Genomic DNA, 14,253 nt, shown 5'->3' on the forward strand with positions numbered 1-14,253 from the left:
AGCCGATCAGAACAACGGGGATTGCAGATGCACAGGCTGCTCAGGCGAACAGTTGGCTGATGAACTGGCCACACAGGGCGCCGAACACCATGACCGGCAGCACCATCAGCTCGCGCTTGATACTCAGCATGCCCAGCTGGTGGCTGGTCTTGAAGATCAGGAACAGCGTGAAGAAGGTATGCAGGGCCACGCCCCAGAGCGCGTAGGTCACTCCGCCAATGGCCAGCAGCAACGGCATCAAGGTGAACAGCGCAACCACCCGGATGATATTGTCCATGGCCATGTATTTGGTCAGCCCCAGGGCCATCCATATCTGTTGAGTCAGGCCATAGCGCAAGGTGAACAGCGACAACGACAGAATCGCCATCATCTGCCCGGCGTCCTGATACCGTGCGTCATAAAGCCAATGGATGATCAGCGGGCTGGCGGTGAACAGGAAGCCACAGGTAAACAGGGTCAGCACATCGAACATCAGCCTGAAGCGGAAATACAGGCGGCGCAGGCGCTCCATGTCGCCACTCCTGGCCGCCTCGCTGAAGGCCGGCAACGCCACTGCCCCGGCCAGCCGCTGCAGGCTGAGCTGGAAGGCCGCAAGAATACCCACGGCAATCGAATACACCCCCAGCTGCGCCACTGTCATGCTGCCGCCGAACCAGATACGGTCGCCTTGCATGGCCAACACGCCAACGGCGGAAGACAGGAACACCCAGCGGCCATAGTTGACAATCTCGCGCAGCGCCGCCGGATCCCACTGCGGGCGGTCCCTGTGGCCCGGGAACATCACATGGCTGAGCACCGTGGTGACCAAAGTGCTGACCAGGCCTGCAGCCACCAGGGCCCAGATGGAACGGGTGAGGTAACCGATCACCAGCATCACTACCAGGCCGGCGATTTGCGAAATGAGCTCGACCAGCACCACTTTCTTCTGCTGGAAGGTACGGATGGCCACGTCGATCTTGGTCGACTGGAAGGCGAAGATGATCGCGAAAAAGCCGGTAACGGCCAGCACCGCGGGTAACTCCGGGGCGGCGTAGGTGGAGTGCGCTGGCCACACTTCGAAGTGCTGGGAAACCCATGAGGCCAGCGCCACCAACTGCATCACGACAAACAGCCCAAGGCCGCGAATGATCTGCAGCGACCAGACGGTATTGAGGAACAGCGGCTCGTCACCGCGCGGGCTTTGAATGATGTTTTGCCGCAGGCCCACGTCGGACAGCAGCAGCAGCAACACCGACACCGTAGTGGCAATGGCCATGAGGCCGAACATCTCGGGCAGCAGCAGGCGAGTGATGATCAGGTTGCCGCCCAACCGAATGACCTGGGAGGCCACGATGGACCCGATATTCAACGCCCCGGCCAACAACACGCGCTTGCGAAGACTTTGCGAGGACGACAGATCGATCGTAGACATGGCACCCACTGATCCGGTTTTTTTAAGACGTTACTATAGTCGCAATCTGCCACGTTGCTATTGCACCCGTGTGCGTCAGATGTTTGTTCCAATTGTTTTAATCCGCTTAGCAGGGTGAACAGTGACGTTGAAGAGGCGCTCGCGCACACGATTGCGCCTCACTTTTTGTCAGACATTCCTACCCCGCACAATGCTATATTGCTAGCATTGAACCAGCCAGTTACCCCCTGACCGCCTGGTTAGCGACTCGCACGGAAGGCCCCGGCGCACGAACCGCCCGCAAGAGAAACCGGAATCTCCATCAGGTACTGACGTGAAGCGTGACATCCACCTCGTTGTTCTTCTGCTGTTGGTCATTGGTTGTTCGCTTGCATCGCTGACGCTGTGGAAGGTGATGGCCTCCCGCGAGCAAGCGCTGGCAGAGGTCAACATCCATGGCCTGAACCTGACCCAGGCGCTATCCACCTATTCTGAAGGCATCGTGCGGCAGAGCTCACTGCTGTTGCTCGGTCTGGTCGAACGCCTGGAAACCGAGGGCAGCGGGCCTGCGCAGATCGAACGCCTGAGCCAACTGGTCAGCCGTCAGCAGCCCTTGATGCCGCAATTGAGCGGCATCACCATTTATGCCAAGGATGGACGCTGGCTGATGTCGTCCAACCGCCCAATCCCCTTGAACGCCAACAGCAGCGATCGAGCCTACTTCATCCACCACCGCGACGATCCATCCCCGGAGCCCTTTATCGGCCTGCCCATCCGTAGCCGTGCCAACCAGGAATGGGTGATCACCATCAGCCGGCGCTTCAACGACGCCCGCGGCGAGTTCGCCGGCGTCGTGGCCGTGACGCTTGGGGTGGAGAACTTCCTGCGCCTGTTCGGCCAGATCGACGTGGGCCATGACGGCGCCATCGGCCTGTCGTACACCGACGGCGCAATGCTGGTGCGCTACCCCTTTCGGGAGCAGGACATGGGGCGCAACTTCTCGAAGTCGCCCATCTACGCCAAGTACCTGGTCGACCAATCGGTGGGCACCGCCTCGTTCACCTCAAGCCTGGATGGCGTGGAGCGCCTGTATGCGTTTCGCAAGAGTGACAAGCTCCCGCTGGTGACGACGGTCGCGCTAGGCAAACGCGAGGCACTGGCGGCCTGGCAGTTCGAGGCGATGCTGTCGTTGCTGGTGGTTTCCGGGCTGCTCGCGCTGACCGGAGCCATTGGCGGCTTGCTGATTCGCGCCATGCGCCGACGCGTCGCGGTAGAAGGTGAACTCAGAGCGGCGCAACAGCAGTTGCTCGACAGCAATCAGCAGCTTGAACGCCAGGCGATGCACGAAGCGCTGACCGGGCTGGCAAACCGGCGCTGCTTCGACGAGGTTCTGGCCGAGGAGATCCAAAGAGCGCGGCGAAACGGGACAACACTGTCATTGCTGATGATTGATATCGATCATTTCAAACGCTACAACGACAGCTACGGGCACCCCGCTGGGGACGCCTGCCTGCAGCAGGTTGCCTACCTGCTCTCGACCTGCATCCGACGCCCTGGCGACCTGCTGGCACGCTATGGGGGTGAGGAAATGGCAATTATTCTGCCCGCCACCGACAGCGACGGCGCAGTCGCCGTCGCCCGGCTGATAATCGAGCGCCTGGCCTTGGAACCTATCGCTCACCAAGACAGTCCTTTCAGACAGGTGACCGCCAGTATTGGCATCGCCAGCGCGGCTGGAACGGCCACTGAAAGCTGGCTATCGCTGCTTGAACGCGCCGACCAGGCGCTGTACACCGCCAAGGAAACAGGCCGCAATCGCCTGCATGTCGACTGAGCGAGGCTTGCGGTGACGTGCTCCACCTCTCTGGCCATCGAGATCCCTGCTTGGACACTTCGCCGCTGAACAGATCACATCAACGTGCACTCGATTGGCTGAACTTCTTTCTCGCCGACGTGCGCGATGGCCTGGGGCCTTATCTGGCGATCTATCTTCTGGCCGTGCACCATTGGCAACCGGCGAGCATCGGCCTGGTGATGACGCTGGCCGGGGTTACCGCACTGCTTGCGCAGACCCTGGTCGGCGCGCTCATTGACACGACACCGGCCAAGCGTGCGATCGTGGTGATCGCCGCGTTGCTGGTGACCGGCAGCTGCCTGTTGCTACCGTTGATCTCGACATTCGGGCTGGTGGCCATCACCCAGAGCATCAGTGCACTTGCAGGCTCAGTGTTCGCCCCGGCGATTGCCGCCATTTCGCTTGGCATCACCGGCCCCAAGGCCTTCACTCAACGCGTTGGGCGCAATGAAACCTTCAATCACGCCGGAAACGCCTGCTCAGCGCTCCTGGCCGGCGGCCTGGCCTACCTGTACGGCCCGGTGGTGGTGTTCTACCTGATGGCCGTCATGACCGTGGCCAGCATCATCGCGGTCAGTCGTATTCCGGCAGCGGCCATCGATCATGAAGTTGCACGCGGCCTGTCCCCTACGCGATCGGGCGAAGTCCACCCGGCCGCGCTTCGCCTGCTGCTGCGCAACCGCACGCTGCTGTTGTTCGCTGTTTGCTGCGCCCTCTTCCACCTGGCGAATGCGGCGATGCTGCCGCTGGTGAGCCAGAAGCTGTCACAAGTCAACCTGAGCCTGGCGACGCCCCTCACCTCCGCCTGTATCATCGCGGCGCAGCTGGTCATGGTACCGATGGCACTCCTGACGGGTGCCAAGGCCGAACAATGGGGGCGCAAGCCATTTCTGCTGGCAGGCTTTCTCATCCTGCCGCTACGCGGCGCGCTCTACGTGGTGTCCGACAACCCATTCTGGCTGGTCAGCGTGCAACTGCTGGACGGCATTGGCGCGGGGATCTTCGGTGCGCTGTTCCCCATCGTGGTCAAGGACCTGACCGAGGGCACCGGGCGCTTCAACGTCAGCCTGGGTGCGCTGACTGCAGTGTTTGGCCTGGGCGCCGCGCTGAGCCCAGGGATTGCCGGCCTGGTGGTGCAGGTGGCCGGTTACGATGCCGCGTTCCTGACCCTCGCCGCCATCGCTGCAGCTGCGTTTCTTCTGGTACTGATCGCCTTCCCGGAAACCCAACCCCGCTTGAGCGCCACGCCCTCATCCGCTGGACACTGAACGAACCATGCTTACGTCCCATACCGCGCTGATCATCTGGGCCGTGGCCGCCTTGGCCACCTGCGGCGTCATCCTGCGACCCTGGCGAATACCTGAATACGTCTGGGCCATGGGCGGCGCACTGCTGCTGACCGGGCTGGGACTGATCCCGCTGCGCTCCGCCCTGGCGGCCATTGCCGAAGGTGGCGATGTGTACCTGTTCCTGATCGGTATGATGGTACTGGCCGAACTGGCACGCCAGGAGGGGTTGTTCGACTGGCTGGCCAGGTACGCGGTACGCCATGCACGGGGCTCCGGGCAACGGCTGTTCGACCTGGTGTTCGTGGTGGGCACGCTGGTCACCGTGTTCCTGTCCAACGATGCGACCGCTGTGGTTCTGACCCCAGCGGTGTACGCGGCCTGCCGGGCGGCCAAGGCCGAACCGCTGCCCTATCTGTTCATCTGCGCCTTCATCGCCAATGCCGCCAGCTTCGTGCTGCCGATCTCCAACCCCGCCAACCTGGTCGTATTCGGCAGCCAGATGCCGCCGCTTCTGGACTGGCTCAGGCAGTTCACCTTGCCGTCGCTGGCAGCCATCGGCCTGACCTACCTGGTATTGCGCATCACCCAACGCCAGCAAATTCGTCAGCCCCTGGCCCCGGTCAGCGATCCACAGCCTTTGCCCCACGGCGCCCGCCTGTGCGCCGTGGGCCTTGTACTGACCGGCGCACTGCTGCTGACGGCTTCGGCGCTGGACACGCCACTGGGCCTGCCCACGTTCTGTGCTGGCGTCGCCACCACCGGGCTGATCCACCTGCGCCAGCGATGCAGCCCGATGCCGGTGCTCAGGCATGTGGCCTGGGGCGTGCTGCCACTGGTGGCAGGCCTGTTCGTGCTGGTCGAAGCCGTGGCACAGACAGGGGTCATCGAGCAATTGGCCCATGCCCTGGCCGCTCTGGCCCGGCACTCGCCCACCAAGGCCAGCTGGGCTGCAGGCGCGGGCGTCGCCGTAGCCAGCAACCTGATGAACAATTTGCCGACCGGGCTGATCGCCGGGGCCATGGGGCATCTCGTCGAGCTGCCTGGCCAAACGACGGCGGCGCTGCTGATTGGCGTGGACCTGGGCCCAAACCTGTCGATTACCGGGTCACTGGCAACCCTGTTGTGGCTGGTGGCCATCCGCCGGGAGGGCGAGCACGTCAGTGCATGGCGCTTCCTGCGCCTTGGCGTGCTGGTCATGCCGCCAGCGCTGGTGGCAGCACTGTGGGTGCTGGCACTCCGGGCGTGATTCGGTTGCAGGGTCGCCGATGGAGCCTGGCCGGCCTTTCATCACGCGCGCCCCTGCTCCACTGCAATACAGCATCCGGATCCTGATATTTTCAGCTGAAACGAAAAAAGGCCCCGAAGGGCCTTTTTTCACGACTTGCAGACTTCAAGCGAACTCTGCAGATCTTTATTTGGAGCGGGAAACGAGACTCGAACTCGCGACCCCGACCTTGGCAAGGTCGTGCTCTACCAACTGAGCTATTCCCGCGTCGTGATGGGTGCCATTCTAGCGATATCTGAAACGGCGTCAACCCCTTGATTCAAAAAAGTTTTATTTTTGCTCTGAGCCTTCGCGCAGGTGCGGCCAGGCGGCCAGCAGGTAGTGCACCATCGACCACAAGGTCAGCGCAGCTGCCACCAGCAGCAGGCCGTAGCCCAGCACCACCCAGAAGCTCACCACCGGCGGGTTGGCCAGCAGAATAACCAGCGCCAGCATCTGCGCCGCAGTCTTCCATTTGCCGAGGCTGGAAACTGCCACATGCGCCCTCGCCCCCAGTTCGGCCATCCACTCGCGCAGCGCCGACACGACGATCTCGCGGCCGATGATCACCGCTGCCGGCAGGGTCAGCCAGAAGTTGGCGTGTACCTGAACCAGCAGCACCAAGGCCACCGCCACCATCAGCTTGTCGGCTACCGGGTCGAGGAAGGCGCCGAACGGGGTGCTCTGCTGCAGGCGACGCGCCAGGTAGCCGTCCAGCCAGTCAGTGGCGGCCGCGATAGCGAACACCGTGCTGGCGGCCATGTAGCTCCAGTGATAGGGCACATAGAACAGCAGGATGAAGATCGGGATGAGCAGGACGCGTAGAACGGTGAGCAGGTTTGGAATATTCATCGGTACGACTGGCTGCGGGTTGAGCCCGGCATTCTACTCGCTATGCAGGCTGGCATAAATCGACTCGGCAAGCTTTTTACTGATGCCGGGGGCTTTGGCGATCTCATCGATGCTGGCACGGTTGAGCTCCTGCAGGCCGCCGAAGTGTTTCAGCAAGTCGCGGCGGCGCTTGGGCCCTACCCCGGCAACGTCTTCCAGGCTCGATGTGCGGCGGGCCTTGCCACGCCGGGCACGGTGACCGGTGATGGCAAAACGGTGGGCTTCGTCGCGGATCTGCTGGATCAGGTGCAGCGCCGGGTTGTCGCCCTTGAGGGTGAACTCATGGGCCACGTCGTTGAGATACAGGGTTTCGAAGCCGGCCTTGCGGGTCACGCCCTTGGCCACGCCGAGCAGGGTCAGGTCGGTGAAGGCCAGCTCTTGCATCACTTCGCGGGCCATGTTCAGCTGGCCCTTGCCACCGTCGACCAGCAGCACGTCGGGCAGTTTACCTTCACCGTCCTTGATGCGCCCATAACGGCGGGTCAGGGCCTGATGCATGGCCGCATAGTCGTCGCCTGCGGTGACGCCTTCGATGTTGAAGCGCCGGTAATCCGACTTGATCGGGCCTTCGGGGCCGAACACCACGCAGCTGGCTACCGTGGCTTCGCCGCTGGAGTGGCTGATGTCGTAGCACTCAAGGCGCTGCGGCACTTCATCCAGGCCCAGCACATCGGCCAGGGCCTCGAAGCGTGCGGCCATGTGCTGGCGGTTGGCCAAGCGGGCATTGAGTGCCTGCTCGGCATTGGTCACCGCCAGTTGCTGCCAGCGTGCGCGGGTGCCGCGTACGCGATGGCTGATGGTCAACTCGCGACCGCGCAGGCTCTGCACGGCTTCGGTAATGGCCGCGAAGTCTTCGTGCACCACATTGACAATCAGTTCGCCGGGCAATTCGCGCTCGGCATTGCCCAAGTAGTACTGCGACAGGAATGCGGCCATGACTTCGGCCACTTCCTCCTCGATGCCCACCTGCGGGAAAAAGTTCTTGCTGCCCAGCACCCGGCCGCCGCGCACGCTGATCAGGTGCACACAGGCACCGCCTGGGTTGACGAAGGCAGCCACCACATCGACGTCGCCGGAGCCACCTTCGATGTACTGCTGGTCCTGAACCCGGCGTAACAAGGCAATCTGGTCGCGCAGTTCGGCGGCCTTTTCGAAATTGAGGGCCATGGCGGCCTTTTCCATGGCTTCGTTGAGTTCGTTACCCAACTGCTGGCTGCGCCCTTCGAGGAACATCACCGAGTGGCGCACGTCCTCGGCATATTCCTCGGCCGTGACCAGCTGGGTGCACGGGCCTTTGCAGCGCTTGATCTGGTACTGCAGGCACGGGCGGGTGCGATTGGCGAAATAGCTGTCTTCGCACTGGCGCACGGAGAAGGCTTTCTGCAGCAGGCTGAGGCTCTCGCGAATGGCGCCAGCACTGGGGTATGGCCCGAAATAACGCCCCTTGGCTTTCTTTGCCCCACGATGAATCCCAAGGCGAGGGAATTGGCCATCCGACAGGAACACATACGGATAGGACTTATCGTCGCGCAGCAGAATGTTGTACGGCGGGCGCCACTGCTTGATCAGGTTCTGCTCGAGCAGCAGCGCCTCGGTCTCGTTGGCGGTGATGGTGGTTTCAACCTGGGCAATACGCCCCACCAGCGCGGCAGTTTTCGGCGCCAGGCCAGTCTTGCGAAAATAGCTGGCCAAGCGCTTCTTGAGGTTCTTGGCCTTGCCCACATAGAGCAGCCGCGCCTCGGCGTCGAACATCCGGTATACGCCCGGGCGACCACTGCAGGTCGCCAGGAACGCGCTGGCATCAAAGACTTGTGACATGAGGGTTTACAGGCTTGCGTCAACCATACCGTGGCGAACGGCCAGCAACGTCAGTTCGACGTCGCTGGTGACCGAGAGTTTTTCGAAGATCCGATAGCGGTAAGTATTGACGGTCTTGGGCGACAGGCACAACTTGTCGGAGATGATCTGCACTTTCTGGCAGCCGACGATCATCAGGGCAATCTGGATTTCCCGCTCCGACAGCGCATCGAACGGCGAGCCCTGGGGCTGAAACGACTTCAACGCCAGCTGTTGGGCGATCTGCGGGCTGATGTAGCGTTGGCCGGCAAAGGCCAGGCGAATGGCCTGAACCATTTCGTCCAGCCCTGCGCCCTTGGTCAGGTAACCGGCGGCACCGGCCTGCATCAGGCGGGTGGGGAACGGGTCTTCTTCACATACTGTTACAGCCACCACCTTGATGTCGGGGTGGCTGCGCAACAACTTGCGGGTGGCTTCGAGACCGCCGATCCCAGGCATCTTCACGTCCATCAGCACGACGTCAGGCTTCAGTTCCCGGGCGAGCTTCAGCGCCGATTCGCCCGAGTCCGCCTCGCCCACCACCTGCAGGCCATCGATATCGGCCAGCATGCGAGTAATACCGGTTCGAACCAGATCGTGATCGTCGACCACTAGGACCCTAATCAAGCAGACACCTCGTCAACAGGGCGATTGGATCCCGCCACCTTAACAAAATTTTTCATGACGGACCTAGCGTAAAACTTCCTACAGAAACGTCTGACGCTCATGACGCGACTGGCGCGTCACCTCAAAGCCACCGCCCTCACTCACCAGGCGCCCCATCAAATGCCACATTGCCGCCTTGTCGGCCGCCGGCAAACGCCGAAATGCGCCCAGTAGACCCGTTTCATCCGCAGTGAGGCTTTCCAGCGGTGCCGGCGTACGCACCCCGCTGAGCACATAAAGCGCATCCACACCGCGGGTCGCCAGCGCTGCCAGGTAGTCCGCCCGCGGCGTGCGCTCACCGCTTTCGTACTTGCCCTGGGCGTTGGGCTCGACGCCGCCGATGTCACCGAATACCCGCTGGGTCATGCCCAGCCGTTCGCGCTCTTCCCGCAGTCGTGGACCGAGTCCTTTCATATGACGTTTCTCCTTTTTCCTTTGCCGTCATGGGGCCCGCTCACAATCCTGTAAGCAGTTGCAGACTGTGCAGTCACTATGCCCATCACCGGCCAGCGTCGCAAGCCAGTATTGCGCCACTACCACACCCCTGCGAGGCCTTGATTGACAGGGCGTTTCACGCGCCAGCGGTGCAAACCTGTGCACGCAAAACGGGAAAAATCGGCAAAACGCCATGCGCTTGGCGCCACTTTATTGCCATATGTGCAGTTATCATTTTTTTGACGCCTAACTAACAACAACTTTAACTCATTGATTTTTAACGGTTTTTAAACTTTAACAGAGAGGATGTAAGTTATTTTCAAACAAGGGAATATCAAAGCTTGCAATACAAATAAAAACACCCTTAGGCTGTAATAAGACCACTAAGAAACAGCCTGCAACGCCACTTCCGAGCGCGGCTTACTTCTGCGCGTCTGCCATTTCGACAACTTCATGAACGATGTATCTCGGCCGGCTTTGCCGTGCCCCAGGGAGAGGGATCTATGAACATCAGTATCTTTGGACTTGGCTATGTTGGCGCGGTCTGCGCGGGCTGCCTGTCGGCCCGCGGCCATCACGTGCTGGGGGTGGACATTTCCCCGGCGAAAATCGAACTGATCAACCAGGGCAAGTCGCCGATCGTCGAGCCGGGCCTGGAACAGCTGCTGCAAGATGGCATCAGCAAGGGCCGACTACGCGGCACCACCGACGTACAAGCGGCGATCCTCGCCACCGACCTGTCGCTGCTGTGCGTCGGTACCCCCAGCAAGAAGAACGGTGACCTGGACCTGGTGTACATGGAAGCGGTCTGCCGGGAAATCGGCACCGCCCTGCGCGACAAGGCCAGCCGCCATACCGTGGTAGTCCGCAGCACCGTGTTGCCAGGCACCGTGAAGAACGTGGTGATCCCGATTCTCGAAGATTGCTCGGGCAAGAAGGCCGGCGTCGACTTCGGTGTTGCGGTCAACCCGGAGTTCCTGCGCGAGAGCACAGCGATCCAGGACTATGACTTCCCGGCCATGACCGTGATTGGCGAACTGGACAGCCAGTCAGGCGACCTGCTCGAGTCGCTTTACGGTGAACTCGACGCGCCGGTGATCCGCAAGACCATCGAAGTTGCCGAGATGATCAAGTACACCTGCAACGTCTGGCACGCCACCAAGGTCACCTTCGCCAACGAAATCGGCAACATCGCCAAGGCTGCCGGCGTCGATGGCCGCGAGGTGATGGATGTGGTCTGCCAGGACCACAAGCTCAACCTGTCGCGCTACTACCTGCGCCCGGGCTTCGCCTTTGGTGGCTCGTGCCTGCCCAAGGATGTACGCGCCCTCACCTACCGGGCCGCCAGCCTGGATGTGAAAGCACCACTGCTTGACTCGCTGATGCCCAGCAACGCCTCGCAGGTGCAGAACGCCTTCGACCTCATCGAGCGCCAGGACAAACGCAAGATCGCCCTGCTCGGCCTTGCCTTCAAGGCCGGCACCGACGACCTGCGGGAAAGCCCGCTGGTGGAGCTGGCCGAGCGCCTGATCGGCAAGGGCTACCAACTGCACATCTTCGACGAGAACGTCGAGTACGCCCGGGTGCACGGGGCCAACAAGGAATACATCGAAGCGAAGATCCCGCACGTTTCGTCGCTGCTGCACAGCGACCTGCAGCAGGTGATCGATGACGCCGAGGTGATCGTCCTGGGCAACAACGACCCGCGCTTCGCCAGCGTCCTGCATGCCGACCACGGCAAGCAAGTGATCGACCTGGTCGGCTTCATGCCCGGCCTGAGCGACAGCCGCACCCAAGGCATCTGCTGGTAACCGAGAAGGGCCTCACCACGCCCCACCCGCCACAGGCACGCGCCTGGGCGGCGTGGCGCGCGGGCACCGCCAAAAAAGGAGTCAAGGCGACATGGATCGACAGCAACCACCCTTCGTGGCACCCGGCTACCTGCGCGCAAGCGCCAGCTTCTTCGGCTGGGCGTGCCTCGCCGGGCTGATCGCGCTGGCGTCGGAAATGGTCGCGCCGCAGTACCTGGACCCGAACCACCACCTGTTCATCTTCATCATCGGCACGCTGGGCATGTGGCGCTATGGCAACGCCATCGTCCATTACCTGCGCGGCATGTACTTCCTGCACTGGAAGTTCCCGCGCCTGCGCCGGCAGGTCGAGCGCCTGGGCGATGCAGCGCTGCCCTCGCACATGTTCATGGTGGTGACCAGCTTCCGCATCCCCACCATGACCACCTTCAAGGTCTACCAGTCGGTGTTCCAGGAAGTGCAACGGCTGAAGGTGCCGTGCACGGTGATCGCCTCGATCGTCGAGAAAGGCGACGAGACCTTCATCAAGGACATCATGCGCAACGAGGTCAAGGACCGCGACGACATCAAGCTGGTGATCGTCCGCGCCCGCGGCACCGGCAAACGTGACGGCCTGGCCCATGCCTTCCGCGCGCTGTCGCGGCAAATGCCGCTGAGTGATGCGGTGGTCGGCGTGGTCGACGGCGACACCATGATGCTGCCCGGCTGCGTCGAGCGTGCGGTCAAGCTGTTCGCCGTGCTGCCGGACGTGGGTGGCCTGACCACCAACGAATTCTGTGAAGTCGAAGGCAGCCGCTGGATGCGTCAGTGGCACTCGATGCGTTTCGTCCAGCGCCACATCAACATGTGCTCGATGGCCCTGTCGCACCGGGTGCTGACCCTGACCGGGCGGCTGTCGTTCTTCCGCGCCGAAGTGATGACCGACCCCGAGTTCATCCGCGACGTCGAAGCCGACTTCCTCGAGCACTGGCGCCTGGGCCGCTTCCAGTTCCTCACCGGTGACGACAAGTCGAGCTGGCTGAGCCTGATGCGCGCCGGCTGGAACACCTACTACGTGCCCGACAGCCACACCCTGACCGTCGAGCACCCGCCCAGCGACAGCTTCTGGATTGCCACCCGCCAGCTGATGTTCCGTTGGTACGGCAACTCGCTGCGGCAGAACTTCCGCGCCACCGCGCTGCTCGGCCGCGCCCGCCTGGGGCTGTTCACCCTGTACGTGCTGTTCGACCAGCGTGTCTCGATGTGGACTTGCCTGATGGGCCTGACCGCCTCGGTGGTGGCCGGCCTGGTGTTCGGCATCCAGTACCTGCTGGTGTACCTGTTCTGGGTGCTGATTTCACGCAGCCTGGTGACCGTGCTGTTCGTCTTCGCCGGCCACCCGGTCAGCCCGATGTACCCCTTCGTTCTTTATTACAACCAGATAGTCGGTTCGCTGATGAAGGTCTACGCGATGTTCCACATGGACCAGCAAAGCTGGACGCGGCAGAAGACCACCCTGGCCACTGGCAGCGTCGACTTCGACGCCAGCCTCAACCGCTGGTCCTCGAAGGCGATGCTGTGCTCCTCGATCGCCATCTTCTTCGGGGTCATCACCGTTCTCCTAGAGCTCTCGCAACGTTAAGGAAAGGCGCCTGCATATGAGTACCACGAACATTCCCGCGGCCCCGGGCAAGACAGCGGCCAATATCGTCCACGAAGCGGTCGACGAGCGCCAGTATGTGCGCACCCGAATGAACGCGCGGGTGCGCCTGGCCAGTGCCGGCCAGCCCCCGTTCGAAGTGGCCCTGCAGGATATTTCCCTGGGTGGACTGGGCCTGAGCCATGACGCTCCGCTGAAAGTCGGCACCCTGTACGACGCCTCGATCCGCCTGCGCCTGAACCAGGTCGACCTGAACATCGACAGCAAGATCCGTATCGTCTCCCAGCGCGGCAGCGATGTAGGCGCACAGTTCGTCGAGCTCGACGCACAGAAGCGCGACATCCTGCGCTACCTGATCAGCGCCTACATGTCGGGCGAAATCGCCGACATCAATGGCCTGTTCAATGTGATGCAGCGCGAGAACTACATCAAGGAGCGCAAGCACAAGTACGCCAGCGCACGCACCCCGGGCGCGCGCCTCAAGGCCATGGCCGGCACCTTGCTGTACACCGCCGCCGGCGTCGCCGCGCTGGCCTTCGTCGGCTACAAGGGCTACCTGCTGTTCTTCCGCATCCCGGCGCTGCAGGCCCAGGTGGCGGCCAACGCCCAAGTCATCAGCATGCCCGACAACGGCTATGTGAAGTACCTGCTGCCCGCCGGCGCCACCGACGTGCAGGCCGGCCAGCCGCTGGCCAGCATTTCCACGCAGCTGGCTACCAGCTTCACCAGCCCGGCCGACATGAAGGCCGTCGCCGACCTGTCGCCGGGCGACCTGCAGACCCTGCTCGGCCGGGCCACCATCGAAACGGTGATCAACAGCCCGTGCGACTGCCAGGTCTACTACCCGAGCCAGCGCCTGGACGGTTACGGCTACAAGGAAGCCCCGCTGATGCACCTGCTGCCCAAGGACCAGGGCCTGTTCGTGCGCGCCAACGTGCCCTTCGACAAACTCGCCGATGTCGACCGGGTGAAGTCGGTGGACATGCAGGTGTTCGGCCTCGACCAGCATTACAGCGGCAAGGTGGTCGATGCGCGTGTCGATGAGGTCAACCGCAACCTGGCGTTGACCATCCAGCCCGACAGCCCGCTGCCGGCCGATGCCTACCAGAAAGCGGTGGCGGTCGACCTGTTCCTGGGCCTGCCGTTCGGCGCAGCGCGCTAAGCGGCCGAGGACGAT

Annotated in this window: 11 protein-coding genes and 1 tRNA gene; 6 read left to right on the top strand and 6 right to left on the bottom strand. The window is 62.4% G+C overall.

Annotated features, from left to right (window positions below; translation table 11 throughout):
* Positions 1-40: 40 nt before the first annotated feature.
* Positions 41-1,411 (bottom strand): oligosaccharide flippase family protein, encoded by a 1,371-nt coding sequence (locus H040_RS07345; protein ID WP_027920564.1) that lies wholly within the window; start codon positions 1,409-1,411, stop codon positions 41-43.
* Positions 1,412-1,724: 313 nt separating this feature from the next.
* On the opposite strand from H040_RS07345, the gene H040_RS07350 reads away from it, so the two are divergent.
* Genes H040_RS07350 through H040_RS07360 form a run of 3 tightly spaced genes read left to right on the top strand, consistent with a single transcriptional unit; the run spans position 1,725 to position 5,780 of the window.
* The gene (locus tag H040_RS07350; RefSeq protein WP_027920565.1) at positions 1,725-3,224 is read left to right on the top strand and encodes a sensor domain-containing diguanylate cyclase; all 1,500 of its coding nucleotides are present in this window, start codon (positions 1,725-1,727) and stop codon (positions 3,222-3,224) included.
* A gap of 50 nt (positions 3,225-3,274) precedes the next feature.
* Positions 3,275-4,513, top strand: a complete 1,239-nt coding sequence (locus H040_RS07355; protein ID WP_081784342.1) for an MFS transporter — start codon at positions 3,275-3,277, stop codon at positions 4,511-4,513.
* Positions 4,514-4,520: 7 nt separating this feature from the next.
* Positions 4,521-5,780 carry an arsenic transporter gene (locus tag H040_RS07360; RefSeq protein ID WP_027920567.1) on the top strand — a complete coding sequence of 420 codons (1,260 nt, stop codon included), beginning with the start codon at positions 4,521-4,523 and terminating at the stop codon, positions 5,778-5,780.
* 170 nt (positions 5,781-5,950) lie between these two features.
* On the opposite strand, the gene H040_RS07365 is transcribed toward H040_RS07360, so the two are convergent.
* The 5 genes from H040_RS07365 to H040_RS07385 form a co-directional block, all read right to left on the bottom strand.
* A tRNA-Gly gene (locus tag H040_RS07365) sits at positions 5,951-6,026 on the bottom strand.
* Between the two features lie 63 nt (positions 6,027-6,089).
* Positions 6,090-6,650, bottom strand: coding sequence for a CDP-diacylglycerol--glycerol-3-phosphate 3-phosphatidyltransferase (pgsA, locus tag H040_RS07370; protein ID WP_027920568.1), 561 nt, complete (start codon positions 6,648-6,650; stop codon positions 6,090-6,092).
* Positions 6,651-6,683: 33 nt separating this feature from the next.
* Positions 6,684-8,507, bottom strand: coding sequence for an excinuclease ABC subunit UvrC (gene uvrC / locus H040_RS07375; protein WP_027920569.1), 1,824 nt, complete (start codon positions 8,505-8,507; stop codon positions 6,684-6,686).
* Between the two features lie 6 nt (positions 8,508-8,513).
* Positions 8,514-9,152 carry a response regulator transcription factor GacA gene (gacA, locus tag H040_RS07380; RefSeq protein WP_027920570.1) on the bottom strand — a complete coding sequence of 213 codons (639 nt, stop codon included), beginning with the start codon at positions 9,150-9,152 and terminating at the stop codon, positions 8,514-8,516.
* 78 nt (positions 9,153-9,230) lie between these two features.
* Positions 9,231-9,605 (bottom strand): helix-turn-helix domain-containing protein, encoded by a 375-nt coding sequence (locus tag H040_RS07385; protein WP_027920571.1) that lies wholly within the window; start codon positions 9,603-9,605, stop codon positions 9,231-9,233.
* 524 nt (positions 9,606-10,129) lie between these two features.
* Here H040_RS07385 and H040_RS07390 point away from each other — a divergent pair.
* The 3 genes from H040_RS07390 to H040_RS07400 all read left to right on the top strand — a co-directional run bounded on the left by H040_RS07390 (position 10,130) and on the right by H040_RS07400 (position 14,238).
* Positions 10,130-11,437 (top strand): nucleotide sugar dehydrogenase, encoded by a 1,308-nt coding sequence (locus H040_RS07390; RefSeq protein ID WP_027920572.1) that lies wholly within the window; start codon positions 10,130-10,132, stop codon positions 11,435-11,437.
* Between the two features lie 91 nt (positions 11,438-11,528).
* Entirely contained in the window at positions 11,529-13,058 is a 1,530-nt protein-coding gene (locus tag H040_RS07395) for a glycosyltransferase (RefSeq protein ID WP_027920573.1), read from the top strand.
* A 16-nt stretch (positions 13,059-13,074) separates the two neighbouring features.
* Positions 13,075-14,238: a PilZ domain-containing protein gene (locus tag H040_RS07400; protein ID WP_027920574.1), complete on the top strand. Its 1,164-nt coding sequence runs from the start codon at positions 13,075-13,077 to the stop codon at positions 14,236-14,238.
* The last annotated feature ends 15 nt before the right edge of the window (positions 14,239-14,253 follow it).

This window comes from Pseudomonas sp. URMO17WK12:I7, assembly GCF_003269045.1.
Lineage (GTDB): Bacteria > Pseudomonadota > Gammaproteobacteria > Pseudomonadales > Pseudomonadaceae > Aquipseudomonas > Aquipseudomonas putida_J.

What these genes read in the sequence shown, in the direction of transcription:
- H040_RS07390 (WP_027920572.1), top strand. Translation starts at nt 10,130, where the DNA reads ATGAACATCAGTATCTTTGGACTTGGCTATGTTGGCGCGGTCTGCGCG.
- H040_RS07345 (WP_027920564.1), bottom strand. Translation starts at nt 1,411, where the DNA reads ATGTCTACGATCGATCTGTCGTCCTCGCAAAGTCTTCGCAAGCGCGTG.
- uvrC (WP_027920569.1), bottom strand. Translation starts at nt 8,507, where the DNA reads ATGTCACAAGTCTTTGATGCCAGCGCGTTCCTGGCGACCTGCAGTGGT.
- pgsA (WP_027920568.1), bottom strand. Translation starts at nt 6,650, where the DNA reads ATGAATATTCCAAACCTGCTCACCGTTCTACGCGTCCTGCTCATCCCG.
- H040_RS07385 (WP_027920571.1), bottom strand. Translation starts at nt 9,605, where the DNA reads ATGAAAGGACTCGGTCCACGACTGCGGGAAGAGCGCGAACGGCTGGGC.
- H040_RS07360 (WP_027920567.1), top strand. Translation starts at nt 4,521, where the DNA reads ATGCTTACGTCCCATACCGCGCTGATCATCTGGGCCGTGGCCGCCTTG.
- H040_RS07395 (WP_027920573.1), top strand. Translation starts at nt 11,529, where the DNA reads ATGGATCGACAGCAACCACCCTTCGTGGCACCCGGCTACCTGCGCGCA.
- H040_RS07400 (WP_027920574.1), top strand. Translation starts at nt 13,075, where the DNA reads ATGAGTACCACGAACATTCCCGCGGCCCCGGGCAAGACAGCGGCCAAT.